General features: G+C 70.6%; 22 protein-coding genes. 12 read left to right on the forward strand and 10 right to left on the reverse strand.

Features of this window, described 5'->3' with window-relative positions:
• Positions 1–137 precede the first annotated feature (137 nt).
• The 8 genes from HKD39_RS06615 (at position 138) to HKD39_RS06650 (ending at position 8570) form a co-directional block, all read left to right on the forward strand.
• Positions 138–1118, forward strand: coding sequence for an LLM class F420-dependent oxidoreductase (locus tag HKD39_RS06615; RefSeq protein ID WP_171199085.1), 981 nt, complete (start codon positions 138–140; stop codon positions 1116–1118).
• Between the two features lie 41 nt (positions 1119–1159).
• Positions 1160–2245 (forward strand): GTP 3',8-cyclase MoaA, encoded by a 1086-nt coding sequence (moaA, locus tag HKD39_RS06620; protein ID WP_171199086.1) that lies wholly within the window; start codon positions 1160–1162, stop codon positions 2243–2245.
• Between the two features lies 1 nt (position 2246).
• Positions 2247–2642: a MoaD/ThiS family protein gene (locus tag HKD39_RS06625; RefSeq protein ID WP_171199087.1), complete on the forward strand. Its 396-nt coding sequence runs from the start codon at positions 2247–2249 to the stop codon at positions 2640–2642.
• Between the two features lie 174 nt (positions 2643–2816).
• Positions 2817–3836, forward strand: coding sequence for a hypothetical protein (locus HKD39_RS18685; RefSeq protein ID WP_212754149.1), 1020 nt, complete (start codon positions 2817–2819; stop codon positions 3834–3836).
• A gap of 227 nt (positions 3837–4063) precedes the next feature.
• Positions 4064–5815: a pyruvate dehydrogenase gene (locus HKD39_RS06635; protein WP_171199088.1), complete on the forward strand. Its 1752-nt coding sequence runs from the start codon at positions 4064–4066 to the stop codon at positions 5813–5815.
• Between the two features lie 296 nt (positions 5816–6111).
• Positions 6112–6801 carry a hypothetical protein gene (locus HKD39_RS06640; protein WP_171199089.1) on the forward strand — a complete coding sequence of 230 codons (690 nt, stop codon included), beginning with the start codon at positions 6112–6114 and terminating at the stop codon, positions 6799–6801.
• 97 nt (positions 6802–6898) lie between these two features.
• On the forward strand, positions 6899–7837 hold the full coding sequence (locus tag HKD39_RS06645; RefSeq protein ID WP_171199090.1) for an alpha/beta hydrolase: 939 nt from the start codon (positions 6899–6901) through the stop codon (positions 7835–7837).
• A 37-nt stretch (positions 7838–7874) separates the two neighbouring features.
• Entirely contained in the window at positions 7875–8570 is a 696-nt protein-coding gene (locus HKD39_RS06650; RefSeq protein ID WP_171199091.1) for a helix-turn-helix transcriptional regulator, read from the forward strand.
• A gap of 20 nt (positions 8571–8590) precedes the next feature.
• Here the strand turns inward: HKD39_RS06650 and HKD39_RS06655 are convergent, their stop codons facing one another.
• Together HKD39_RS06655 and HKD39_RS06660 are read right to left on the reverse strand one after the other, a co-directional pair.
• Positions 8591–9172, reverse strand: coding sequence for a carboxymuconolactone decarboxylase family protein (locus tag HKD39_RS06655; protein ID WP_171199092.1), 582 nt, complete (start codon positions 9170–9172; stop codon positions 8591–8593).
• 69 nt (positions 9173–9241) lie between these two features.
• Complete coding sequence (locus HKD39_RS06660) at positions 9242–9853, reverse strand: TetR family transcriptional regulator (protein WP_171199093.1); 612 nt, start codon at positions 9851–9853, stop codon at positions 9242–9244.
• A gap of 142 nt (positions 9854–9995) precedes the next feature.
• On the opposite strand from HKD39_RS06660, the gene HKD39_RS06665 reads away from it, so the two are divergent.
• Together HKD39_RS06665 and ppsA are read left to right on the forward strand one after the other, a co-directional pair.
• Positions 9996–10943 carry a pyruvate, water dikinase regulatory protein gene (locus HKD39_RS06665; RefSeq protein WP_171199094.1) on the forward strand — a complete coding sequence of 316 codons (948 nt, stop codon included), beginning with the start codon at positions 9996–9998 and terminating at the stop codon, positions 10941–10943.
• Positions 10940–13384 carry a phosphoenolpyruvate synthase gene (ppsA, locus tag HKD39_RS06670; RefSeq protein WP_171199095.1) on the forward strand — a complete coding sequence of 815 codons (2445 nt, stop codon included), beginning with the start codon at positions 10940–10942 and terminating at the stop codon, positions 13382–13384. The genes HKD39_RS06665 and ppsA overlap by 4 nt, the downstream gene beginning before the upstream one ends.
• A gap of 35 nt (positions 13385–13419) precedes the next feature.
• On the opposite strand, the gene HKD39_RS06675 is transcribed toward ppsA, so the two are convergent.
• The 6 genes from HKD39_RS06675 to HKD39_RS06700 all read right to left on the reverse strand — a co-directional run bounded on the left by HKD39_RS06675 (position 13420) and on the right by HKD39_RS06700 (position 17521).
• A complete protein-coding gene (locus tag HKD39_RS06675) occupies positions 13420–13974 on the reverse strand; it encodes a P-loop nucleotide/nucleoside kinase family protein (protein WP_171199096.1) in 555 nt (184 codons plus the stop codon).
• A gap of 206 nt (positions 13975–14180) precedes the next feature.
• Positions 14181–14606, reverse strand: coding sequence for a molybdenum cofactor biosynthesis protein MoaE (locus HKD39_RS06680; protein ID WP_171199097.1), 426 nt, complete (start codon positions 14604–14606; stop codon positions 14181–14183).
• Positions 14603–15097, reverse strand: coding sequence for a MogA/MoaB family molybdenum cofactor biosynthesis protein (locus tag HKD39_RS06685; RefSeq protein WP_171199098.1), 495 nt, complete (start codon positions 15095–15097; stop codon positions 14603–14605). Before HKD39_RS06685 ends, HKD39_RS06680 begins: the two co-directional genes overlap by 4 nt.
• The gene (moaC, locus tag HKD39_RS06690; RefSeq protein WP_171199099.1) at positions 15094–15693 is read right to left on the reverse strand and encodes a cyclic pyranopterin monophosphate synthase MoaC; all 600 of its coding nucleotides are present in this window, start codon (positions 15691–15693) and stop codon (positions 15094–15096) included. The genes HKD39_RS06685 and moaC overlap by 4 nt, the downstream gene beginning before the upstream one ends.
• A complete protein-coding gene (locus HKD39_RS06695; protein ID WP_171199100.1) occupies positions 15693–17132 on the reverse strand; it encodes an NAD-dependent malic enzyme in 1440 nt (479 codons plus the stop codon). The genes moaC and HKD39_RS06695 overlap by 1 nt, the downstream gene beginning before the upstream one ends.
• A gap of 197 nt (positions 17133–17329) precedes the next feature.
• Positions 17330–17521, reverse strand: coding sequence for a hypothetical protein (locus tag HKD39_RS06700; protein WP_171199101.1), 192 nt, complete (start codon positions 17519–17521; stop codon positions 17330–17332).
• A 143-nt stretch (positions 17522–17664) separates the two neighbouring features.
• On the opposite strand from HKD39_RS06700, the gene HKD39_RS06705 reads away from it, so the two are divergent.
• Positions 17665–19956, forward strand: a complete 2292-nt coding sequence (locus HKD39_RS06705; protein ID WP_171199102.1) for a helicase C-terminal domain-containing protein — start codon at positions 17665–17667, stop codon at positions 19954–19956.
• Positions 19957–19968: 12 nt separating this feature from the next.
• Here HKD39_RS06705 and HKD39_RS06710 read toward each other — a convergent pair whose 3' ends face one another.
• Positions 19969–21486 carry an MFS transporter gene (locus HKD39_RS06710; RefSeq protein ID WP_171199103.1) on the reverse strand — a complete coding sequence of 506 codons (1518 nt, stop codon included), beginning with the start codon at positions 21484–21486 and terminating at the stop codon, positions 19969–19971.
• Between the two features lie 87 nt (positions 21487–21573).
• Here HKD39_RS06710 and HKD39_RS06715 point away from each other — a divergent pair, with 87 nt between their 5' ends.
• Positions 21574–21984, forward strand: coding sequence for a MarR family winged helix-turn-helix transcriptional regulator (locus HKD39_RS06715; RefSeq protein ID WP_171199104.1), 411 nt, complete (start codon positions 21574–21576; stop codon positions 21982–21984).
• A 140-nt stretch (positions 21985–22124) separates the two neighbouring features.
• Here HKD39_RS06715 and HKD39_RS19995 read toward each other — a convergent pair whose 3' ends face one another.
• A complete protein-coding gene (locus tag HKD39_RS19995) occupies positions 22125–22484 on the reverse strand; it encodes a DUF3817 domain-containing protein (RefSeq protein ID WP_212754151.1) in 360 nt (119 codons plus the stop codon).
• Positions 22485–22555 lie beyond the last annotated feature (71 nt).

A 22555-nucleotide genomic window follows, 5' to 3' on the forward strand; every position in this document is an offset into this window, starting at 1 on the left:
CACCGGCCACCGACAGTGGGGCTGGTTGTACCGTCTGCCACATGAGCGAAACCGCTACTGCCACAACCACCTCCGGCCCATCCACACCCGGCCCATCCAGTTCCGGGCCATCCCATTCCGGCACCGATTCACCTGCCATGCGGTTTGGTGTTTTCGTCCCGCAGGGCTGGCGGATGGATCTGGTCGGTATCGACCCGGCCGAGCAATGGAACACCATGTCCCGCTTGGCTTCTCGCGCCGACGCCGGGCCCTGGGAGTCGATCTGGGTGTACGACCACTTCCACACCGTCCCGCTGCCGAGCCAGGACGCCACCCACGAGGCCTGGACGCTGATGTCGGCGTTCGCCGCCAGCACCAGCCGGGTCCGGCTCGGCCAGATGTGCACCAGCATGGGCTACCGCAATCCGGCCTACCTGGCCAAGGTCGCCGCCACCGTCGACATCATTTCCGGTGGTCGCGCCGAGATGGGCATCGGCGGCGGTTGGTACGAGAACGAGTGGCGCGCCTACGGTTACGGCTTCCCGCGGGCCGGGGTTCGGCTCGGCATGCTGGACGAGGGGGTGCAGATCATGCGGCAGGCCTGGCAGACCGGCACCGCAACGCTCGACGGCAAGTACTACCAGGTGGACGGCGCCATCGTGCAGCCGAAACCGTTGCAGGACGGCGGCATTCCGCTCTGGATCGCCGGCGGCGGCGAGAAGGTCACGCTACGCATCGCCGCCCAGTATGCGCAGTACACGAACTTCGGCGGCGACGTCTTCGCGGCCAAGTCGGAGATCCTGCGGCAGCACTGCGCCGAGGTCGGCACCGACTTCGACGCCATCACCCGCTCGTCCAACTTCAACATCGCGATCGGCGAGACCGAGGCGCACGTGGAAGACCGGCTGGCCTGGGTGAAAGACCACTACACCCGCGCCGTCAACGCCGAGCAGGCCGACAAGATCGTCTCCGAGCTGCGCAACTCCGCCGGCTGCGGCACCCCGGAACAGATCATCGAGAAGCTCACCGCGCTGCGCGACCAGGGCCTGAGCTATTCGATCTGCTACTTCGCCGACGCCGCCTACGACACCGCCAGCCAGGAACTGTTCGAGCGGCAGGTGATCCCGGCGCTGCAGTAGCCGGTCCACCGCCCGCCGGCCGGACGCCTAGGCTGGTCGACATGACGTCCGTGGCGCTCGGCATGCCGATCAGCCGGCGTGCCGACGCCGCGGCTGCCGCGGTGACCGATCCCGCGCGGCCCGCCGTTCCCGGGCTGGTGGACCGCTTCGGCCGGGCCGCCACCGACCTGCGGGTCTCGCTGATCGACAAGTGCAACCTGCGCTGCGGCTATTGCATGCCGGCCGACGGTTTGCCATGGCTGCCCAAGGACGAGCTGCTCACCGACGACGAGATCGTCCGGCTGATCGCCGTGGCGACCGCCGAGCTGGGCGTCACCGAGGTGCGGTTCACCGGCGGGGAACCCTTGCTGCGCAAGGGCATTGTCGACATCGTGCGGCGGGTGGCCGAGCTGCCGCGGCGGCCGTCGATGTCGCTGACCAGCAACGCGCTGCTGCTCGGTCGGCTGGCCGGTCCGCTGGCGGCGGCCGGTCTCGATCGGGTCAACGTCTCGCTGGACTCGGTGCGCCCCGACACCTTCGCCGAGCTCACCCGCCGCGACCGGCTGACCGACACGCTGGCCGGGTTGCGGGCCGCAGCGGACGCCGGGCTGCGACCGATCAAGCTGAACGCGGTGCTGCTGCGCGGGGTGAACGACGACCAGGCCGTCGAGCTGCTGGAGTTCGCGCTGCAGCAGGGCTACCAGCTCCGGTTCATCGAGCAGATGCCGCTGGACGCCGGCCACCACTGGCAGCGCGGCGACATGGTGACCGCCGGGGAGATCCAACAGCAACTCGCGCAACGCTTTTCGCTGCGGCCGCACCCGGCGCCGCGGGACGGCGCACCGGCCGAGCTTTTCGACGTGCTGGACGCCGGCGAGGTGCGCGGCACCGTCGGCATCATCGCCTCGGTGACCAGGCCGTTCTGCGGCGACTGCGACCGCACCAGGCTGACCGCCGACGGCGCCGTCCGCAGTTGCCTGTTCTCGCAGACCGAGACCGACCTGCGCGGGCTGCTGCGCGCGGGCGCCTCGGACGAGCAGCTCGCGCAGGTGTGGCGGGGCGCGATGTGGGGCAAGCCGGCCGGGCACGGCATCGACCGTCCGGATTTCCTGCAGCCGCGGCGCCCGATGAGCGCCATCGGAGGGTGAGATGTCGACCGACCTTGACCAGCACCACCGCGACCAGCCCCAGCCCGACCAGCCCCAGCCCGACCAGCCCCAGCCCGACCAACACCACCACCGTCCAGCGCCAGCACCCGCGCCGCGGCACCGGGCGCCGGCGAAGAGCCCGGCCGACAAGGGCGTGACGGTCCGCTTCTTCGCCGCTGCCAAGGCCGCAGCCGGCACCGGCGAACAGGTGCGTCCGCTGCCCCACCCCTGCACCGTGCAGGGCCTCGCGGACGCGCTGTCCGCCGAGTACGGGGAGCGGATGACAGCGGTGCTGCCGACCTGTTCCTTCTTGGTGGACGGCGTGGTGGCCCGCCCGGCGACACCGCTGACCGGCGGATCGCTGGTCGACGTGCTGCCGCCGTTCGCCGGCGGCTGACCGGGCATCGGCCACCGCCAACCCCGTTCCGGCACCAAACCGGGCAGTCTCGCCGGGCGGAATCCGGCGCTGCCGTCAGGGATTTGCCCATCCTGTCGGCCGAAGCCGGTCACACGCGTTACGGTTTGCCCGAACACCCGCCACCAACGCGCGGGCCGAATCAGGGAGGACATCGTGACGCAGCCACCTCAGGGCTACCCGCAGGGTGGGTACGGGCAGGGCGGCCAGGGCCAGCATGGCGGCCCAGGTCAGCAAGGCGGCTACCCCGGCCAGCAGGGCCAGCATCAATCCGGCGGCTTCCAGGGCCAGCAGGGTCAGCACGCGGCCCAGCCCGGTGGCTACGGCCAGCAGGGCGGATACGGGCAGCAGGGTGGTTACGGCCAGCCGCAGCGTCCGGCCGGACAGCCGGGTGGTGGTTACGGCGGCCCGGGCTTCGGCGGGGCGAGCAGCGGGGGCGGTTTCAACGCCGGCGCCGTGCACTGGTCGGCCTGGGCGGCGCTGGCTGCCGGGGTGCTGTTCATCATTTCGAGCTTCTTGCCGTGGTGGAGCGCGACGGTCAAACGTGAGATCCCGGAAGATCTGCAAGGCCAGGTCGCTATTCCCACCGAGCTGAGCGTCACCGCCAACGGATGGAACTCGTGGTGGTGGCTGTCCATCGTTCTGGGAATCATCGTGACGGTGTTGGCCGCGTTGGTGATCTTCCACGTGCTCAGCGCCAGCCAGGTGCAGCCGATGTGGGTGTTCTATGGCGCCGTGGTTGTCGCACTCGCGGTGATCGGTGTGCTGATTCATACCTTTGTCGGGCCGTCTGCGTGCTTCCAAGGCCAGTGCATCAGTGCGAGCGAGGCCAAACAACAGGCGGAAGCATCCGGCGGGTCGTTCAACTACGGCCCGGGTTGGGGCCTGTGGGTCGGACTGGTCATGGCATTGGCGTTGGCCTATTTCACCTACGAGTACGCCCGGCGCAGCAAGGTCACCGGCGGCCCGGCGGCGCTGGCCGGCGGGTTCGGCCAGGGTGGCTACGGCCAGCAGAGCGGTTATGGACAGCAGAGCGGCTACGGTCAGCAGGGCGGTTACGGCCAGCAGGGTCCCCGCCCGCAGGGCGGTTACGGTCCGCAGAGCGGGCCGGGCCAGGGCTACGGTCCGCAGGGCGGTTACGGCCAGGGCCAGCAGGGTCAACAGTGGGGCCAGTGAGCTAACCTCCGGCACCGGCCCGTCACCGACGGGACGAGCTTCGCCACCGGCCGTCGCACCGCACAGGTGCGGCGGCCGGTTCGCGTTCCGCTTCCTTCCGCTTCCCTAGTTCCGGCCTTTCCTCTGTTCCGCTTCCCTTGTTCCGCCGCCCTGTTATTCCGCTTCGTCCCCCAGCAGGTTTCACCCGGCGCAACCCGGCCCTGCGCCGCCCGCCGACAACGAGCAAGATGGGTGGGGTGAAGCTTGCAGATCAGATCGTCTCGCAATTGCAGCGCGCCGGGGTCCGGCGCATCTACGGCATCGTCGGGGATTCGCTGAACCCGATCGTCGACGCGGTGCGCCGCACCGGCGGGTCGGCGAAGGGCGGCATCGACTGGATCCACGTCCGGCACGAGGAGACCGCCGCGTTCGCCGCCGGCGCCGACGCCCAGCTCACCGGCGAACTCGCGGTGTGCGCGGGTTCCTGCGGCCCTGGCAACCTGCACCTGATCAACGGGCTGTACGACGCCAACCGCACCGGCGCTCCGGTGCTGGCCATCGCCAGCCACATCCCGAGCGTGCAGATCGGCCAGGGTTACTTCCAGGAGACCCACCCTGACCGGTTGTTCAACGAGTGCAGCGTGTACTCCGAGCTGATCTCCACCCCCGACCAGTCGCCGCGGGTGGTCAACGCCGCGATGGCGCACGCCACCGGGCTCGGCGGCGTCGCGGTGATCACCCTGCCGGGCGACATCGCCGACGAGCAGGCCACCGCGGAGGCGGTGCCGTTCACCCCGGTCACCAAGGGCATGCTGGTGCCGGACGCCGGGGTGATCTCCGAGCTGGCCACCGCCATCAACGACGCCAAGACCGTCGCCATCTTCGCCGGTGCCGGCGCCGCAGACGCGCACGACGAGATCGTCGAGCTGGCCGAGCGGATCGGCGCGCCGATCGGACATTCGTTGCGCGGCAAAGACTTCGTCCAGTACGACAACCCCTACGACGTCGGCATGACGGGCCTGCTCGGGTACGGCGCCGCCGCCGAGGGCATCGAGGACGCCGAGCTGCTGCTGTTGCTCGGCACCGACTTTCCCTACGACCAGTTCTTGCCGAACGTCCGCACCGCCCAGGTCGACGTGCGCGCCGAGGTGATCGGCCGCCGCACCGAGGTGGACATCGCGGTGCACGGCGACGTCAAGGTCACCGTGCAGGCGCTGCTGAAACTGGTACAGCCCAAGAAGTCTCGCAAGTTCCTGGAGAAGACCCTCGCCAAGCACGAGCGGTTGATGACCAAGGCGGTGGGCGCCTACACCCGCAAGGCCGACACCATCGTCCCGATCCACCCCGAGTACGCAGCGGCCGTGCTCGACCAGCAGCTGGCCGACGACGCGATCGTCACCGCGGACACCGGCATGTGCAACGTCTGGTCGGCCAGGTACATCAATCCGACCGGGCAGCGCCGGCTGATCGGCTCGTTCCTGCACGGCTCCATGGCCAACGGGCTGCCGCAGGCCATCGGCGCGCAGTTCGCCTACCCGGACCGGCAGGTGGTGGCGATGGCCGGTGACGGCGGGCTGTCCATGCTGATGGGCGACATGCTCACCCCGGTCACCTACCAGTTGCCGTTGACGGTGGTGCTGTTCAACAACTCGACGCTCGGCATGGTCAAGCTGGAGATGCTGGTGGACAAGCTGCCGGATTTCGGCGTCGACATGCCGTCCACCGACTACGCGGCGATCGCCAGGGCAATGGGCTGGCACGCCGTGCGGGTGGAGGACCCGAAGCAGCTGCCGGACGCCTACGCCGAGGCGCTGGCGCACCGGGGGCCGTCGTTCGTCGACATCGTCACCGATCCGCTGGCGCTGTCCATCCCGCCGAAGATCAGCTCCGGGCAGGTGTTCGGCTTCGCGACCGCGCTGAGCAAGATCGTGCTGAACGGTGGCGCCGGCGAGGCCGTCGCGATGGCGAAGTCCAATTTGCGCAACGTGCCCCGTCCCTGACCAGTGGTAGCCGGCAGCGAGCGCGGAGCCGAACAATCAGATCCGTGAGGCGACAGCGAGCGGAGGCAACGAGCCCTGGAGCGAGGGACGAGCGCAGGGGCGAGGCCCTGGGTGAGCCGACAGCAAGCGGAGGCAACGCGATCCGCAGCGAGGGACGAGCGCAGGATCGAGGCCCGCAGCGAGCGCGGAGGCGAACGATTCAGCGCAGCGAGCGCGGAGCCGAACAATCAGATTTCGTCAGCGGGTCGCGTGTCACCGGATGGAGCAACGGGGCCCGGTGCGGCACACTCATGCCCATGTCCGATCAGCCGTCCGGCCAGAGCGAACCCGTCACCGGCGACCAGGCCGCACCCCGTCACCCGGGCAACCCGCCCGCCGAAGCCGGCGCAGCCGCGCACCGCGCGAGCGCACCCGCCGGCGGGGAGCCAGGGGCTGGGGCAGCCACCGGGGAGCCCGGGACAGCCGGCGCGGCCAGGCTGCCGGCCCAGCCCAGCACTCCGCCGCCGGGCGGGCCGGCCGACCCGAGGGAGCGCAGGGTCAGCCCGATCGCGCACCCGCCGGTGACGCTGCCGCCGAACCCGATGCCGCCGCGGCGGTTCGGGGGCGGCGAGATCATCATCATCGTGTCGGCGCTGGCCGCGTTCGCCTCCACCTTCCTCTCGTGGGTGACGCCGGATTTCGGTGCCTGGCGCAACGCCTGGACCACCGGGCTGTGGCCGGCTGGCGTGCTCGCGCTGCTGGCGGCGATCATCCATCTGGTGCGCATGCTGCCGCCGCCGGACCGCGCGATCGGCGCGCTGCTCCCGCTGTTGCTGAGCACGGCGGCGATCTGGATCCCGATCGCCGCGCTGCCGGACAACGGCAACGCCTGGGGAGTGTGGGTGTGCCTGGCCGGCGGCGTGGTGCTCACCGGCGCGCTGATCGTCGCCGCGATGAGCGACCCGGCGCTGCGGCGTCCGGACGACCCGGACGATCTGTTCAACTGAGCGCGGGCGCCGCCGAACGAGCAGTGGTGCAGCTCACCGCGCCCAGCGGCTAAATACCGACAGTCTGTTGTCGCGGCGGTCCAGCAGGGTGGTCGCCATGACACCAACACCGCCCTTCACCGGCCCCACCGCCTCCGACCGCGAGCGCGCGCTCGCCACCCTCGGGACGGACGACGCCGAGCACACCATCGCCGCCACCGCGCAGTTTCTCGACCTGGACGGCATCTACCGGCCGCAGCCCGGCCAGAGCTTCGCCGAGCACCGGGAGAGCATCCGGCTGGGCGCCCCGTGGGAATCGCCCACCGCCGTCGACGACGAGATCGCCGGCGTGCCGGTGCGCAGGCTGGCGCCGGCCGACGGGGCGCCGCTGGGGATGTATCTGCATCTGCACGGCGGCGGCTGGTCGCTGGGCTCGCACCGCAGCTCCGACGCCAGGTTGCAGCCGCTGGCCGACGAGACCGGTCTCGAGGTGATCAGCGTCGGCTACCGGCTGGCGCCCGAACACCCGTACCCGGCGCCCATCGACGACGTGCTGGCGGTGGCGACGGCGCTGGCCGGCCGGTACCCGGTCGCGGCCATCGGCGGCGAGTCCGCGGGCGCACACCTGGCGGCGCTGGCGCTGCAGCGGTTGGCCGCCGCCGGCGGGCAGTACTTCGACGCCGCGCTGCTGATCTACGGGTGCTTCGATGTGGCGCTCACGCCGGATTCCACCTCGTCGGGCGTCGCGCAGGATTTGTTCCTGCCGGACGTGCCGCGCACCGCCCGCCGCGATCCGCGGTACTCGCCGCTGTTCGGCGACCTGCGCCAGATGCCGCCCGCCCGGTTCGTGGTCGGGACCAGGGACGCGCTGCTCAGCGACACGCTGATGATGGCGGCCCGCTGGCAGCTGTTCGCGCCGGCCGAGGTGGAGGTGGTGTGCGGCGCGGCGCACGCCTTCACCCTGCTCGACATTCCAGCGGCCGAGCAGGCGCTGGCCGGCGACCGCCGCTTCCTGGCCGCGGCGCAGCTGCGGCAACGGTCGGCCGGGATCCGATAGCACCGCCGGCGGCAGCGAGCCGTAGCATCGGGCCACCATGAAGCGGGCAGAGCGGTTGTACGCCATCGTGGATCTGTTGCGCGCCAACAGCCCTGCCCCGCTGTCGGTGTCGCGGATGGCCGCGGAGTTCGAGGTCACCCACCGCACCATCGAGCGTGACCTGGCCAGCCTGCTGGCCGCCGGGGTACCCATTCATGCCAGACCCGGCCGGGCCGGCGGCTACCTCATCGAACGGGAATTCTCGTTGCCGCCCTTGCAGTTCACGCCGCGGGAGGCCTACGCGCTGATCACCGGGCTGGCGGCGATGGCCGGCTCCCCGTTCGCCGCCGACGCGGTGACCGCGCTCCGTAAAGTGCGGGCCGCGCTGCCCGGCAAGGGTGCGGCGGCCACGGCCGCGCAGGTCGCCGACACCTTCTTTCTCCAGGACGCCGGTCCGGCGGACACCGAGGCCGCCGCCGTCCTCGGCCGCGCACTGCACGAGGGCACCGTCGTCGTCATCGACTATCTCGGTGACGACGGCACCGTCACCCACCGCGCGGTCGAACCGCTTGCGCTGCTGTCGGTCCGGGGCCGCTGGGTGGTGGCCGGCTGGTGCCGGCTGCGGCAGGCCATCCGCGGCTTCCGGCCGGATCGGGTGCGCGGCATCGAGCTCACCGGTGAGCCGATCCCGGACCGGGGCGCGGCGCTGGCTGACGACCTGGCGCGCTGGACGTTTCGATCCGCTCAGCTGTGAACCGCCCAGTTGTGAACTGCTCAGCCCTGAGCGGGCCGGTCGCCGAGTTCTGGCGCGGACCAACGCTGATCCCGCCAGGCCGGATCCAGCGGGGTGTGCGCAACGTGATTGGTGTAGTTGGACATGGTCTTGACGCCGACGCCGAGCACCACGTCGAGTGCCTGCCGCCGGTCGAAGCCGGCATCGAAGAACGCCTGGAGCTGGGCGTCGTCGGCCCAGCCGCGCTGCCGGACCAGCGCCATGGCCAGCGCGGCGACGGCCTGCAGCCGCGGATCCGGCAGCTCCCGCCCGGCCCGGAGGGCGCGCAGCACAGCGTCGGGCATCCTGGCCCGCAGCGCCATGGTGCAGTGGGCGGCAACGCAGTACTCGCAACGGTTTTCGACGCTGACGGCGATCAACACGGTGTGCCTGGCCAGCAGCGGCAGCGACGTCTTCATGAAGGCGTCGTACGCCGCGTTGTACCCGGCCAGCAGTTGCGGCGACTCGGCCATCACCCCGGCCAGGGTGGAGACGAATCCCAGCCGGCTGCGGGCGCCGGCGAGCATCGGGGCCGCCTCGTCGGGGGCGGTGGTCTCGTCGTGGACGGTGAAGTCGATGGGCATGAAAGGCTCCTCGGTTCTGACGTGGGTCGATCTCCGGGGTCAAGGCTGACTGGCGAGAGTTGTTGGGCGTCAAGCAGATAGGGAGCAACCGGCCAGCGCACTGTCCACCTGGGCACGAAGCTCCGCAGCCTCGGCTCCGGCGCGGGACCGCATGGTGATGCCGTAGGCCAGGGTGGCCAGCATGCCGGCCTGTGCAGCCAGCGCGGTGCCGGAACTGCCCGCGGCGGCCACGGATGTGTGCGGCGCTCGGGAGCAGATGCGTTGCAGCGCAGCGTGAAAGGCCTCCCGGAGCGCGTCGGCGTGCCGATTCAGCCGCTGCTGCACCTGCGGGTCGCCGCTGTACTCCCCGAGGTGCCCGTTCACGATCAGACAACCCCAACCGCGGTGCGCACCGGTGCAGCGGTCGGTGATGAGCCGCGCGAAGAACTCCCTGATGCCGGCGAGGTCCGAGGCCTGCGCCAGCCGGGCGAAGCTGGGCAACGCCCGCTGGTCGAGGTAACGGTCGAGCGCCGCCAGGTACAGCCGGCGCTTGTCACCAAAGGCGTTGTAGACGCTGGACCGCGCCAGCCCGGTCGCGGCCTCGATGTCGCGCAGACCGGCGGCGTCGACGCCTCTCGACCAGAACAGCTCGACAACGGCGCCCAGCGCCCGGTCCGGGTCGAAGTGTTTGACGTCAGCCACAGTCTCATTCTTAGACCAGTCGGTTCAAGAAAGCAATCGTGCAGGTCACCGTGGCTTCTCCGGACCTGCCGGGCCCGCTCGTTACCGCCGGCGGCGGACGCGGCAGGGCTCACCGGGCACGGTGCTGTGCCAGACTCGGCAGATGGTGCTCGAAGCCGGCACAGCGCCGCACGTGACGCCGGTGTTCTTTCTCGCCGGCGGCACCGGCATCACCGCGGAGGCGCTCGGCAACGCGATCCTGCAGCAGTTCCCCACCGTCCGGTTCGACCGGCGGTTGTTCTCGTTCGTCAACTCCGTCGAGGCCGCCCGCCGGGTGGTGAGCACCATGGACGCCGCGGCCAGCGATTCGGTCACCCCGCTGGTGTTCTCCACCCTCGCCGACGACGACGTGCGCGCCGAGGTGGCCACCACCCGCTGCGCCGTCATCGATCTGGTCGGCTCCCAGTTGGAGAACGTGGAACGGGTGCTGCACGTGAACGCGGCCCGGGTGGGTGGCAGCGCCCACGGCCTCGGCGACGTCGGCCGCTACGAGGCCAGGATGGCGGCGGTCGAGTTCGCGATGGAGCACGACGACGGCCAGTCGCTGCGCGCCCTGGAACGCGCCGACATCATCCTGACGGCGCCGTCGCGGTGCGGCAAGACGCCGACCACCATGTACCTGGCGCTGCAGCACGGCCTGCTGGTGGCGAACTACCCGCTGGTCGACGAAGACCTGGAGTCGACCCAGCTGCCGGCGCCGATCCGGCCGTACCGCAACCGGTTGTTCGGCCTGCTGAGCACCCCTGGGCGATTGTCCGAGGTGCGCGGCCAGCGCCGCCCTGGGTCGCGGTACGCGTCGCTGCAGCAGTGCAGCTACGAGCTGCGCAGGGCCGAGAACATGTTCAAGGCCCACCGCATCCCGTCGCTCAACTCGGCCACCATGTCGGTGGAGGAGATGTCGGCGATGATCATGCAGCGCCTCGACCTGAACACCGACGGCCACCTCGGCCGCGGTGTGCCCGCCCCGCTGACACCGCCGACCCAGCCGGCACCGGCAACCCAGCAGGCACCCGCAACCCCGCCGCAGACCACGCAAGGGAGCACTCCATGAACAGCATCAGGTGGTTCGCCGAGCTCGGCATGGACGATGTCGACCAGGTCGGCGGCAAGAACGCCTCGCTCGGCGAGCTGGTGAGCAACCTGGCCAGCGCCGGGGTGCGGGTGCCGGACGGCTTCGCCACCACCGCCGACGCCTACCGGCGCTTTCTCGACGAGTCCGGGCTGCGCGAGCAGATCGCCGCCGTCACACACGGTTTGGACGTCGACGACGTACAGGCCCTGGCCAGCGCCGGAAAGCAGATCCGCGGCCTGATCGAGGCCGCACCGTTCCCGGCCGACCTCGAGGCGGAGATCCGCGACGCCTACGCCAGGTTGGAGTCCGAGGTCGCCGCCGACGCCGAAAGCCTTGGCACCACAACGGAAACCGCTGGCAACACCACCGATCCCGGCGGCGCCGTCGCGAGTTTCGCGGTGCGCTCCAGCGCCACCGCCGAAGATCTGCCGGACGCATCCTTTGCCGGGCAACAGGAAACGTTCCTGAACATCCGCGGCATCGACAACGTGCTGCACGCCATCAAGCTGGTGTATGCCTCGCTGTACAACGACAGGGCGATCGCCTACCGGGTGCACAGCGGGTACGACGTCGAGGTGGCGTTGTCGGCCGGCGTGCAGCGGATGGTGCGCTCGGACGTGGGAGCGTCCGGGGTGATGTTCACCATCGACACCGAATCCGGTTTTGCCGACGCGGTTTTCCTCACCTCCAGCTACGGCCTTGGCGAAGCCGTGGTGCAGGGCGCCGTCAACCCCGACGAGTTCTATGTCTACAAACCGGCGTTGCGCGCCGGCCGGCCGGCGATCCTGAAGCGGGGCGTCGGCGAGAAGGCCACCAAGATGATCTACACCGACGACGCCGCGGTGGGCCGCACCACCGAGTTTGTCGACGTGGATGCGGCCGAACGGCGCAGGCTCAGCCTGACCGACGACGAGGTCACCGAACTGGCCCGGCATGCGCTGCGCATCGAGGAGCACTACGGCCGGCCGATGGACATCGAGTGGGGCAAGGACGGCATCGACGGCAAGCTCTGCGTGCTGCAGGCCCGCCCTGAAACGGTTCAATCGCGGGCCAGGGCAAGCAGTTTGCAGCGCTACACCATCGACAAGAGCGCCAAGCGTGACGCCACCGTGATCGCCGAGGGCCGCGCCATCGGCCAGAAGATCGGGTCGGGCGCGGTGCGGTCACTCGCCTCGATCGAGGACATGCACCAGTTCAGCCCCGGCGAGGTGCTGGTGGCCGACATGACCGACCCGGACTGGGAGCCGATCATGAAGCGGGCCAGCGCCATCGTCACCAATCGCGGCGGCCGCACCTGCCATGCCGCGATCATCGCGAGGGAGCTCGGCATCCCGGCCGTCGTCGGCACCGGCAACGCCACCACGACGCTCACCGACGGCGCCGACGTGACGGTGTCCTGCGCCGAGGGCGACACCGGCTACATCTATTCCGGCGCACTGGATTTCCAGCTCGAGGAGACCGAGCTCGACGCCATGCCGGGGCTGGACGTCAAGATCATGATGAACGTCGGCACCCCGGAACAGGCATTCGAGTTCTCCCGGCTGCCGAACGCCGGGATCGGGCTGGCCCGGCTGGAGTTCATCATCAACCGGCAGATCGGCATCCACCCCAAGGCACTGCTGGAACACGACCAGCTACCGGCCGATCTGCGCGGGCAGATCGACGAGCTGATCGCGGCCTACCCCAGCCCGCGCGAGTTCTTCGTGCAGCGGGTGGCGGAAGGGGTGGCGACGCTGGCAGCGGCGTTCGCGCCGAAGCCGGTGATCGTCCGGATGAGCGACTTCAAGTCGAACGAGTACGCCGGGCTGCTCGGCGGCGAGCGGTACGAGCCGCACGAGGAGAACCCGATGATCGGCTATCGCGGCGCCTCCCGGTACCTGTCGCCCGACTTCGCCGAGTGCTTCGCGATGGAGTGTGCGGCGCTCAGGTACGTGCGCGACGAGATGGGTCTGACCAACGTCAAGGTGATGATCCCGTTCGTCCGCACCGTCGACGAGGCCAAGGGTGTGGTGGACCTGTTGGCGGAGAACGGGTTACGCCGCGGCGAGAACGATCTGCAGGTGGTGATGATGTGCGAGGTACCGTCCAACGCCGTCATCGCCGCGCAGTTCCTCGAACACTTCGACGGCTTCTCGATCGGCTCCAACGACATGACCCAGCTGACGCTCGGCCTCGACCGCGACTCCAGCCTGGTCGCCGACGAGTTCGACGAACGCGACCCCGCGGTGCTGCACATGCTGTCGCTAGCGATCACCGCATGCAAGGACGCCGGCAAGTACGTCGGCATCTGCGGCCAGGGGCCGAGCGATCACCCCGATCTGGCGGAATGGTTGCTGGATCAGGGCATCGAGTCGATGTCGCTGAACCCGGACACCGTGGTGGAGACCTGGTTGCGGCTGGCCAAGCGCGCCGCGAGCTGACTGTGCTCAGCCGGCGGCACTGACGGCCGACGCGCTCAGCTTCCGGCAGCGCCGTCGGCGAGTGCCTGTTCCAGGCTGTCCAGCGCGCTCGCGGCCGGTAGCCGCAGCGTGCCCGGCCGCTGCGCCAGCAGCTCCGTCAGTCGTTGCTCGAGCTCGGCCCAGCCGGCATCGTCGTCGGTGGCCAGCCACACCGGAGCGTCGGCATCGGCCTGGGTGACGGCCCGAGCGGTCCGCTCGGCATATCGCGTGCGGCACAACGCCGGCGGGGCATCGATCACCGTTTCGACCCATCGGGCACCGCGGGAATCGGCCAGCGCCGCCAGCTGATCGATGAAGCCGGGCCGCGCCAGCAGCTGCGGCACCAGCACCGTCCGCCCGGCCGTCAACTGATCCGCGGCGACCGCCAGCGCCATCGCTCTGGCCTGCAGCCCGGCTGCCTCCCGATCGGCACGCCAGCCACCGATCATGGTGCGCAGTACGTCGATGTCCAGCGCCACCGCTGAAGGATGCCGATCGGCATACTCCCGCGCCAGCGTCGACTTTCCCGATCCGGGCAGCCCGTTGATCAACACCAGCACACCAGCACCCATCAGCCGAGCGTCGCACACCCCGGCCGGTGCTACGTCGTCTGGTTCGGGTGGTGGGTATGCACCTGTTCTCCAAACACCACATTTCCCACGACGAAGAACCAGATCCTGGCATCGCCCTTGGACGTGGGTTTGTCTTGCCAGCGCTGGTGCTCGACCCCTTCGCGGGCGACGGTCGAAAGCTCGCTGCGCACAAGGCCATGCCGGGGTCAGGTGGAGCCCACCCATTCGTCGCTGCCGTCGGCGAACACCTGGCGCTTCCAGACCGGCAACCGCTCTTTCACCAGGTCGACCAGGTCGGCGCAGGCACGGAAGGCCGGCTGCCGGTGGGCAGCGGAAACCGCTGCGGCCAAGGCGATTTCGCCGACCATCAGGGTGCCGACCCGGTGCACGGCCGCCACCGCCGTCACCTCGGGATGGCGGCGCAGGATCTCCTCGCAGACCCGCCGGACGATCTCGTCGGCGGAAGGATGCGCCGAGTACTCCAGCTCGCGCACCTCGCGACCGGAGTCGTGATTGCGGACCACCCCGGCGAACGACACCACCGCGCCGGCAACCGGATCGCTCACCGAAGCGTCGATCACCTCGGGTTCCAGCGGCTGGTCGGTGACGCCGGCCCGGCCCACCCGGCTCACGGCTGCCGCCGGTGGTCGGAGCCGCCGAGTTGCGCAACGGCGTGCGGCAGCACCGGGTCGAGCACGTTGATCGCGTCGGCGACGGCGCCCGTCGAGCCTGGCAGGTTGATGACAAGGCAGCGGTGCCCGTCCGGCGCGACGGCAACGCCGGCGAGCCCGCGGGACAGCATCGCGGTCGGCACCTTGTTCGCCGTCCCGTAGCTGCGCAGCGCCTCGGCGATGCCGGGCAGCTGCTGGGCCAGCAGACCCGCGGTCTGTTCCGGGGTCACGTCGGTCGGACTGATCCCGGTGCCGCCGGTGGTCAGCACCACGTCGTTGTCGGCGACGGCGGCCCGCAGGGTGGCACCGACGGCGGCACCGTCCGGCACCACCAGCGGCGGCGCCACCTCGGCGCCGATGTTGGTGAGCCACTGCACCAGCACCGGGCCGCTGGCATCGGCGTAGCTGCCGGCGGCGGCGCGGGTGGAGACGGTGATCACCGCGGCCCTCATCGCCGCTGCTCCGCGCGCGTCCAGCTGCCGGTCTTGCCGCCCTCCTTGCGGTCCACCCGCACCTCGTCAAGGGTGGCGGCCGGGTCCACCGCCTTGATCATGTCGTGCAGCGTCAGCCCGGCGACGGCGACGGCGGTCAGCGCCTCCATCTCCACCCCGGTGGCGCCGGTGGTGCGCACCGTCGCGGTGATCCGCAGCTGGTGACCGGCCGGCGTGACGTCCACCTGCACGGCCGACAGCGGCAGCGGGTGGCACAGCGGGATCAGCTCGCTGGTGCGTTTGGCTGCCATGATCCCTGCGATCCGTGCGGTGGCCAGCACATCACCCTTCGGGATCGACCCGGCCGCCACCAGCTCGACCACCTGCGCGGTGGTGTGCAGCACGCCGGACGCGGTCGCGGTGCGGGTGGTCGCCGGCTTGCCGGAGACGTCAACCATCCGCGCCGCGCCGCGCGCGTCGACGTGCGACAACTCGCTCCCGGCACCGGGATCGCCGCCAGCACCGGCGCCGGCGCCGGGATCGGCTGCGGGGCCGGCCGCGGACTCGGTGTGCGGTTCGGCGGCGGCGTGCCGCCCGGTTCCGCCCGCGACGCCCATCAGTCGCGGACGTCCGACAGCAGGGCCGATTCTTTCGCTCCCCCACCGGTTTTGGTGCCGCCGCCGGCCGCGCTGGAGACCGCCCGAGCCACCGAGGTCGCGACCTTCTCGTCGAAGACGCTCGGCACGATGTAGGAGGAGTTGAGCTGGTCGGGTGACACCACGTCGGCCAGTGCCTCGGCGGCGGCCAGCAGCATCTCGTCGGTGATCTTGTGCGCCTGTGCATCGAGCAGCCCGCGGAACACCCCGGGGAAGGCCAGCACGTTGTTGATCTGGTTCGGGTAGTCGGACCGCCCGGTGGCCACCACCGCGGCATGCTGCTGGGCCAGCAGCGGGTCGATCTCCGGGTCGGGGTTGGCCAGCGCGAACACCACCGCGTCGGAGTTCATCGACGCGACGTCGGCCTCGGTGAGGATGTTCGGTGCCGACACCCCGATGAAGACGTCGGCGCCGGCGATGGCATCGGACAGCTTGCCGGCCGCGCCGTCGGCGTTGGTGAGCTCCGCGATCTGCGCCATGTTGGTGTCCATGTTCGCCCGGTCGCGGGTGACGATGCCGTTGATGTCAACTGCCACAATGTCTTTGGGCTTGTTGTGCAGCAGCAACCGAATGATCGCGCTGCCGGCGGCACCGACACCGGAGACGACGATCTTGCAGTCGGACATGTCTTTGCCGACCACCCGCAGCGCGTTGCGCAGCGCCGCCACCACCACGATCGCGGTGCCGTGCTGGTCGTCGTGGAACACCGGGATGTCCAGCATTTCCCGCAGCCTTGCCTCGATCTCGAAGCAGCGCGGGGCGGAGATGTCCTCGAGGTTGATCCCGGCGTACACCGGCGCGAGCAGCTGCACGGTACGGATGATCTCCTCGGTGTCGGTGGTGTCCAGGCACACCGGCCAGGCATCGACACCGGCAAACCGCTTGAACAGCGCGGCCTTTCCCTCCATCACCGGCAGCGCGGCGGCCGGGCCGATGTCGCCAAGGCCGAGCACGGCCGTGCCGTCGGTCACCACCGCGATGGTGTTGCGCTTGATGGTGAGCCGGCGGGCGTCGTCCGGGTTCTTGGCGATCGCCATCGACACCCTGGCGACGCCAGGGGTGTAGGCCCGGGAGAGATCGTCGCGGGTACGCAGCGGTACCTTGCTCTGCACCTCGATCTTGCCGCCCAGGTGCACCAGAAAGGTGCGGTCGGAGACCTTGCGCACCTGCACACCGTCGAGCGCGTTGAGCGCCTCGGTGATCTGCTCGGCATGGTCTTCGGACTGCGCGTTGGCGGAGATGTCCACCACCATCGCGTCGTTGGCGGACTCCACCACGTCGAAGCCGGTGATCACCCCGCCGGCCTGGCCGACGGCCGTCGTGAGATCGCCGGCGACGGTGGCCGACGGCGGCGCCGAGACCCGCATGGTGATCGAATAGCCGGGCCCAGGTACCGCCATCACTGCTCCTTATGCTTCGCCAACGCGTGACGCCGGCGTCGCTGCCCGCGCAGAACGGGCGGAACCGGCGAGTCGAGCGTAAACCGCCGCGACCGCTGCCGGTGGGAGCAGGTGGCGCCGGGAACTGGCCGCTTTCCGGTCGTTGGTCACCGGGTTGTCGGTGACCGGTGGTGACCGAGTTTGTCGGTGACCGGCGGTTACCGGTTGATGACGGTGTGCGGGTGCACGTAGGGCAGTTCGGTGGGATCCCGCGGGAACTCGACGTCGCCGAACGGCGACAGCGGCCCCTGCCGGTCCGCGTTGAACTCGCTGAGGGCGTGCTCACCCTCGGGGACGTCGGGCCACGTCGGGTCGATGTTCTTGCTGCGCTTGCCGGCCTTGCGGGACACTGCGGCTCCTCGGTTCGCCTGACGGTGGTGCGCCGGGCGACCGACCGGGGCCGGTGCGTCGGCGGGACTGCGGGACGGCGAGGTGCGGGTGGTTCCGCGCGCATCGCAGCACCGCTGTCACCGGCGACGATACCGTGGAGGCAATGTCCGTTCCCACGTCCTTCCCCGGTTCGGCCGGTGGGCCAGGAACTTCGGCGCCGAGCAGCACCGCGCTGGTGCTGGCCTGGCTGCGCGAGCGAACGCCGGAGCAACTGGTGGCGTTGCTGCGCGCCCGGCCGGATCTGACGCTGCCGGCGCCGACCGATCTTGCGGTGTTGGCGCGCCGCATGGTGATCCCGACGTCGATCTACCGGGCCCTTGAACAGATCACCGCCGCCGAGCGCAGCGCGCTCACCGCGGCCGCGGTGGCCGACGAGCGGCACGCCGGGGTCACGGTGACGGACCTGGGCCACTGGGTGCCGGACGCGGAGCCGGACGAGCTGGCCGGCGCGGCGTGGCGGCTGGAGTCGCTCGGCCTGTTGCTCACCGTTGACGACGCGATTCAGGTGCCGGACGCGGTGACCGCGGCGCTGGGCGACTTCCCCGCAGGGTTGGCACCGCCGGCCGGCCTCAGCGACGACCAGGTGTCGGCCGCGCTCGCCGCCGTCGACGACCGGCAGCGTGAGGTGCTGACCCTGTTGGACCGCACCGGTCCGCTGGGCTACAGCCCACCGTCGTCACCGTCGTCGCGGGTGGTGGACGAGCTGGTGACTGCGGGTCTGCTGGAGCGGCTGGACCCGGCGACGGTGCGGCTGCCGAGGGAAGTGGCCATCGCGCTGCGGGACGGGCTGCCGTTGCGGGCCTGGCCGCGGCCGCCGGAACTGCCCACCGCCTCCGCCGCGGACGCAGCCAGGGTGGACTCCACCGCTGCCGGGCAGGCGTTGGCGACGCTGGGTCTTGTCAAGGAGTTGATCGAGCTGATCGGCGGGCGAGCCATCCCCGATCTGAAATCCGGTGGTATCGGGGTGCGCGAGTTGCGCCGGTTGGCGAAAGACCTGAAGACCGAAGAACATCGGGTGGCGTTCGGTCTGGAACTGCTGCACACCGGCCGGCTGATCACCCAGGACACCGATCACCCCGAGCGCGCGGGCGCGTTGACCTGGCAGGTCACCGGGTTGGCCGACGACTTTCTCGACCTGCCGGACGAGCAGGCCTGGGCCGAGCTGGCGATCGGCTGGCTCGCGCTGACCCGCGACCCGGCTCGGGCCGGGCGACCCGACCCGAACAGCGGCTCCGGTTCAAAAGCGTTGCCGGCCTTGGGTTCTGAGCTGACCTGGATTCGCGGGCCGGCCGATCGCCGGTTCTTGCTCGAGGCACTGGCGAGCCTGCCGCCGGGGGCAGGGTTGAGCCACGGTGCCCTCGGCGAGTATCTCGGCTACCTGGCGCCGCAGCGCTCCGCCGCCCGCCGCAGCGCGCTGATCGACGACACCCTGCCGGAGGCCACCTGGCTCGGACTGGTGGCATTCGACGCGATCGCCGACGCCGGGCGGGTACTGCTCACCGACCCGGAACCCGGCCGGCTGGCGGCCGCCCTCGCCGCCGCACTGCCGCCACCGGTGAACGAGGTGATGGTGCAGGCGGATCTGACCGTCGTCGCGCCGGGACGGCTGGCGCCCGCGCTGGCCGAGCGCCTCGGTCAGGTGGCCGACCTGGAATCAGCGGGCATGGCCAGCGTCTACCGGGTGACCCCCGGCAGCATCCAGCGGGCCCTCGATTCCGGGCACAGTGCCACCGATCTGCACCGGCTGTTCAGCGAGCACTCCCGCACCCCGGTGCCGCAGGCGTTGAGCTATCTGATCGACGACACCGCCCGCCGGCACGGGGTGCTCAGGGTGGGCAGCGCCGGCTGTTACCTGCGCAGCGACGACCCTGCGCTGCTGGCTCAGGCGGTGAGCGCGGCCGGCGCCGCCGGGTTCACCCTGCGGTTGCTCGCCCCGACCGTCGCTGTCGGTCCCGCTGACGCCGTCGATGTGCTGAATGCGTTGGCCGCCGGCGGTATCGGGGTGAGCGCCGAGGACGCCCGCGGCGTCGTCACCGACCTGCGTCGGCGCCCGAACCGGGCGCAACCGGCGCTGTTGCACCGGCGCCGCGAGCCGGCAGCACCGACCACCGAGCAGCTCACCAGGCTGGTCGACCGGCTGCTGGCCACCAGCGGCGGCGACGAGGTGCCGGACAGTCCGCAGTCGGTCACCGAGACCGTCACCGCGCTGCGGGAGGCGGTGGCCGGCTCGTACCCGGTGTGGATCACCTACGCCGAGCGGGACGGCTCCACCGTCACCCGCCACGTGCAGCCGGTGGTGGTGTCCGGCGGCAATCTCGTCGGTTTCGACCAGCTCCGCGGTTCGATGAGATCGTTTGCGCTGCACCGTATTTCCCGGGTATCGACCAGCCCCTGACGGCACCCCGCCTCACTGTCCGCCGGCTCGCCGCGGTGGCAGCGCCAGCGCCAGCACCGCGCCGAGCAGGATGAGCACGGTGATGGCCAGCGCGGCAGGACGCAGCGGCAGCGCCGCGCCCGTGGCCAGCCAGACCAGCAGCGCAAGGCCGAGCGCCGCACCGAACTGCTGGCCGGTGGTGGCGATGCCGGACGCGACACCCTGCTCGGCATCCGTGGTGTCGGTGGTGGCGGTGGCGAACATGGCGGTGAACACCACGCCCTGTCCCAGCGAGAACACCGCGGTCACCGGCAATACCAGCAGCCACGGTGCGTCCGTGGTCACCACCAGCGCCAGCGCCAGCATTCCCAAGGCGCCCACCAGGTTTCCCGCCACCAGGGTGGCCCGCAGGCCGTACCTGGCGATCAGCCGTCCGCTGAGGTTGGTGCCGATCAGCACGGCGACGCACGGCACCACGAAGGCCAGCCCGGTCACCACCGGACTCAACTCCCGCACCCGCTGGAAGTAGTCGGTGAGGAAGTAGGCCACCGCACCGAAACCGGCCATGAACAGCAGCGTCGACCCGACACCGACGCTGAGGTAGGTGTTGCGGAACCGGCTGAGCGGTACCAGCGGATGCGCAGATCGCCGCTCCACCACCAGGAATGCCGCACCGAGCAGCACGGCGAGCATCAGCATCCCGGCGGCCGCCGGCGCCGAGCCCTCGCCACCGGCCAGGGTGCCGCCGAGCACCAACGCCAGCGCCGCACCGGTGGACAGCACGGCGCCGGGCAGATCGACGCCGGCCCGGCGCTGCGCCCCGGTGTCGCGGCGAATGCCGCGCAGGCCGAGCAGAACCACCATCGCCACCAGCGGCAGATTGACGAAGAACACCGCCCGCCAGCCCCACCATTGGGTGAGCAGCCCGCCCAGCACCGACCCCAGCACCATGCCTGCCGAACCCGTCATTCCCCAGATGCCGAGCGCCCGGTTGCGCGCCGCGCCCTGCGGGAACCCGACGGTGAGGATGGCCAGCGTCGCGGGGGCGAGTGCGGCGCCGCCGAGGCCCTGGACCACCCGGCCGGCGATCAGCATCGCCGAGCCGTTGGCGAGGCCACCGATGGCGGAGCCGGCCGCGAACAGCGCCAGCCCGGTGAGGAACATCCGGCGGCGTCCCCACTGGTCGGCCAACCGCCCTGACAGCAACAGGAATCCGCCGAACGCCAACGCATAGCCGGAGACCACCCACTGCCGGTTGCCGCCGTCCAGCCCGACCCCCGTCATGTCGGGCAGCGCCACGAAAACGATGTTGTAGTCCAGGCCGATCAACAACTGGGCCAGGGCGACGGCCGCCAGCAACACCCCGCTGTTGCCCGCTGCGCTGCTACTCCCCCCGATCCCACTGACCTCACCGTCGGTCGCCGCAGCGGCGTTCCCGCTGTCGCCGCTGACCCCGCTGTCGCCGCTGATCCCGCTGCTCCGGCTGTTGCCGGCGGCTCCCCGCGCTGTCGCGGCGCGGCGGCCGCAATCTGAATGCGCCTCGATCGTCATGCCGGGCTCTCCTCGCATTAGTCCGAGTTCGGATGATTCGAGTTCGGACCATAACAGTTCGGAGTGTCCGGTGGTAGAGTGGTCGGCATGAAGGACACCGCGGCCGCTGCACACCAGGAGCTGGCCGGAGTGCTGGCCAGGGCAGCATGGGCGGTGGCGTCGCACTGTCGCCAGGTCGGCGACAAGCTGGGGATCACCGCGACCCAGGTGGTGGCGCTGCGCGAGCTGTCCGAACCGATGACGCTGAAGTCGTTGGCGCACAAGATGGCCTGCGAGGCCTCCAACGCCAGCTACATCGTCGAGCGGATGCACGAGCAGGGGCTGATCGAGCGGCGGGAACATCCCGGCGACCGCCGCGCCAAGCAGGTGGTGCTCACCGCGAAGGGCCGCTCCTGCCGGCAACACGTGCTGGACGAACTGCGCGCCAGCTCGCCGTTGAACGCGCTGAGCGAGCGTGAGGTCAACGCTCTCGGCCGGCTGCTGCCGGCCATCGGCTGAACCAGGTCACCCGCAATCGGCCAGGTTCCGGCCACCGCCGGCTGAACGATCAGATGTCGCGAATCGCCGGCTGGTACGCATCTCGAGGCAAAAATCGGCCGCCACATCGCAACGAGCCGCCGATCGACGACACGTCCGGGTCAGGCCGCGGCGGGCTGGGCGGGCGGCTGCAGCCGGCCGGTGCGGGTGGCCCAGCGTTCGAACCAGATGGTGGCCAGCGGAGGGATGGAGGCGGCCAGCGCCAGCACGGTGGTCCACAGCAGCGGCCAGCGCTGCACCCGTGCGGTCGCGATGGCGATCACCACGTAGCCGATGAAGATCGCACCGTGGATCGGGCCGAAAATGCTGACGCCGACGTCGGTGCTGCGCACGATCCACTTGAAGAACATGCCGATCAGCAGCCCGACCCAGCTCACCGCCTCCAGGATCGCCACGGCGCGGAACGCCTTCGTCCACTGCTCGGCGGACACGCGTGCGGTCGGTCGGGCGGAGACAGACACGTCAATTCCTGTTCGTTGTCGAAGCGGGACTGCCCTCCATAGTGCCGGAGAGCCCAGCCGCCGCCGGCCGC

Source organism: Nakamurella aerolata (genome assembly GCF_013002705.1).
Lineage (GTDB): Bacteria > Actinomycetota > Actinomycetes > Mycobacteriales > Nakamurellaceae > Nakamurella > Nakamurella aerolata.

What these genes read in the sequence shown, in the direction of transcription:
- HKD39_RS06650 (WP_171199091.1), top strand. Translation starts at nt 7,875, where the DNA reads ATGAAGCGGGCAGAGCGGTTGTACGCCATCGTGGATCTGTTGCGCGCC.
- ppsA (WP_171199095.1), top strand. Translation starts at nt 10,940, where the DNA reads ATGAACAGCATCAGGTGGTTCGCCGAGCTCGGCATGGACGATGTCGAC.
- HKD39_RS06685 (WP_171199098.1), bottom strand. Translation starts at nt 15,097, where the DNA reads ATGAGGGCCGCGGTGATCACCGTCTCCACCCGCGCCGCCGCCGGCAGC.
- HKD39_RS06640 (WP_171199089.1), top strand. Translation starts at nt 6,112, where the DNA reads ATGTCCGATCAGCCGTCCGGCCAGAGCGAACCCGTCACCGGCGACCAG.
- HKD39_RS06625 (WP_171199087.1), top strand. Translation starts at nt 2,247, where the DNA reads ATGTCGACCGACCTTGACCAGCACCACCGCGACCAGCCCCAGCCCGAC.
- HKD39_RS06705 (WP_171199102.1), top strand. Translation starts at nt 17,665, where the DNA reads ATGTCCGTTCCCACGTCCTTCCCCGGTTCGGCCGGTGGGCCAGGAACT.
- moaA (WP_171199086.1), top strand. Translation starts at nt 1,160, where the DNA reads ATGACGTCCGTGGCGCTCGGCATGCCGATCAGCCGGCGTGCCGACGCC.
- HKD39_RS06655 (WP_171199092.1), bottom strand. Translation starts at nt 9,172, where the DNA reads ATGCCCATCGACTTCACCGTCCACGACGAGACCACCGCCCCCGACGAG.
- HKD39_RS06710 (WP_171199103.1), bottom strand. Translation starts at nt 21,486, where the DNA reads ATGACGATCGAGGCGCATTCAGATTGCGGCCGCCGCGCCGCGACAGCG.
- HKD39_RS06665 (WP_171199094.1), top strand. Translation starts at nt 9,996, where the DNA reads ATGGTGCTCGAAGCCGGCACAGCGCCGCACGTGACGCCGGTGTTCTTT.
- moaC (WP_171199099.1), bottom strand. Translation starts at nt 15,693, where the DNA reads ATGGGCGTCGCGGGCGGAACCGGGCGGCACGCCGCCGCCGAACCGCAC.
- HKD39_RS06715 (WP_171199104.1), top strand. Translation starts at nt 21,574, where the DNA reads ATGAAGGACACCGCGGCCGCTGCACACCAGGAGCTGGCCGGAGTGCTG.
- HKD39_RS06645 (WP_171199090.1), top strand. Translation starts at nt 6,899, where the DNA reads ATGACACCAACACCGCCCTTCACCGGCCCCACCGCCTCCGACCGCGAG.
- HKD39_RS06615 (WP_171199085.1), top strand. Translation starts at nt 138, where the DNA reads ATGCGGTTTGGTGTTTTCGTCCCGCAGGGCTGGCGGATGGATCTGGTC.
- HKD39_RS06675 (WP_171199096.1), bottom strand. Translation starts at nt 13,974, where the DNA reads ATGGGTGCTGGTGTGCTGGTGTTGATCAACGGGCTGCCCGGATCGGGA.
- HKD39_RS06635 (WP_171199088.1), top strand. Translation starts at nt 4,064, where the DNA reads ATGGGTGGGGTGAAGCTTGCAGATCAGATCGTCTCGCAATTGCAGCGC.
- HKD39_RS06695 (WP_171199100.1), bottom strand. Translation starts at nt 17,132, where the DNA reads ATGGCGGTACCTGGGCCCGGCTATTCGATCACCATGCGGGTCTCGGCG.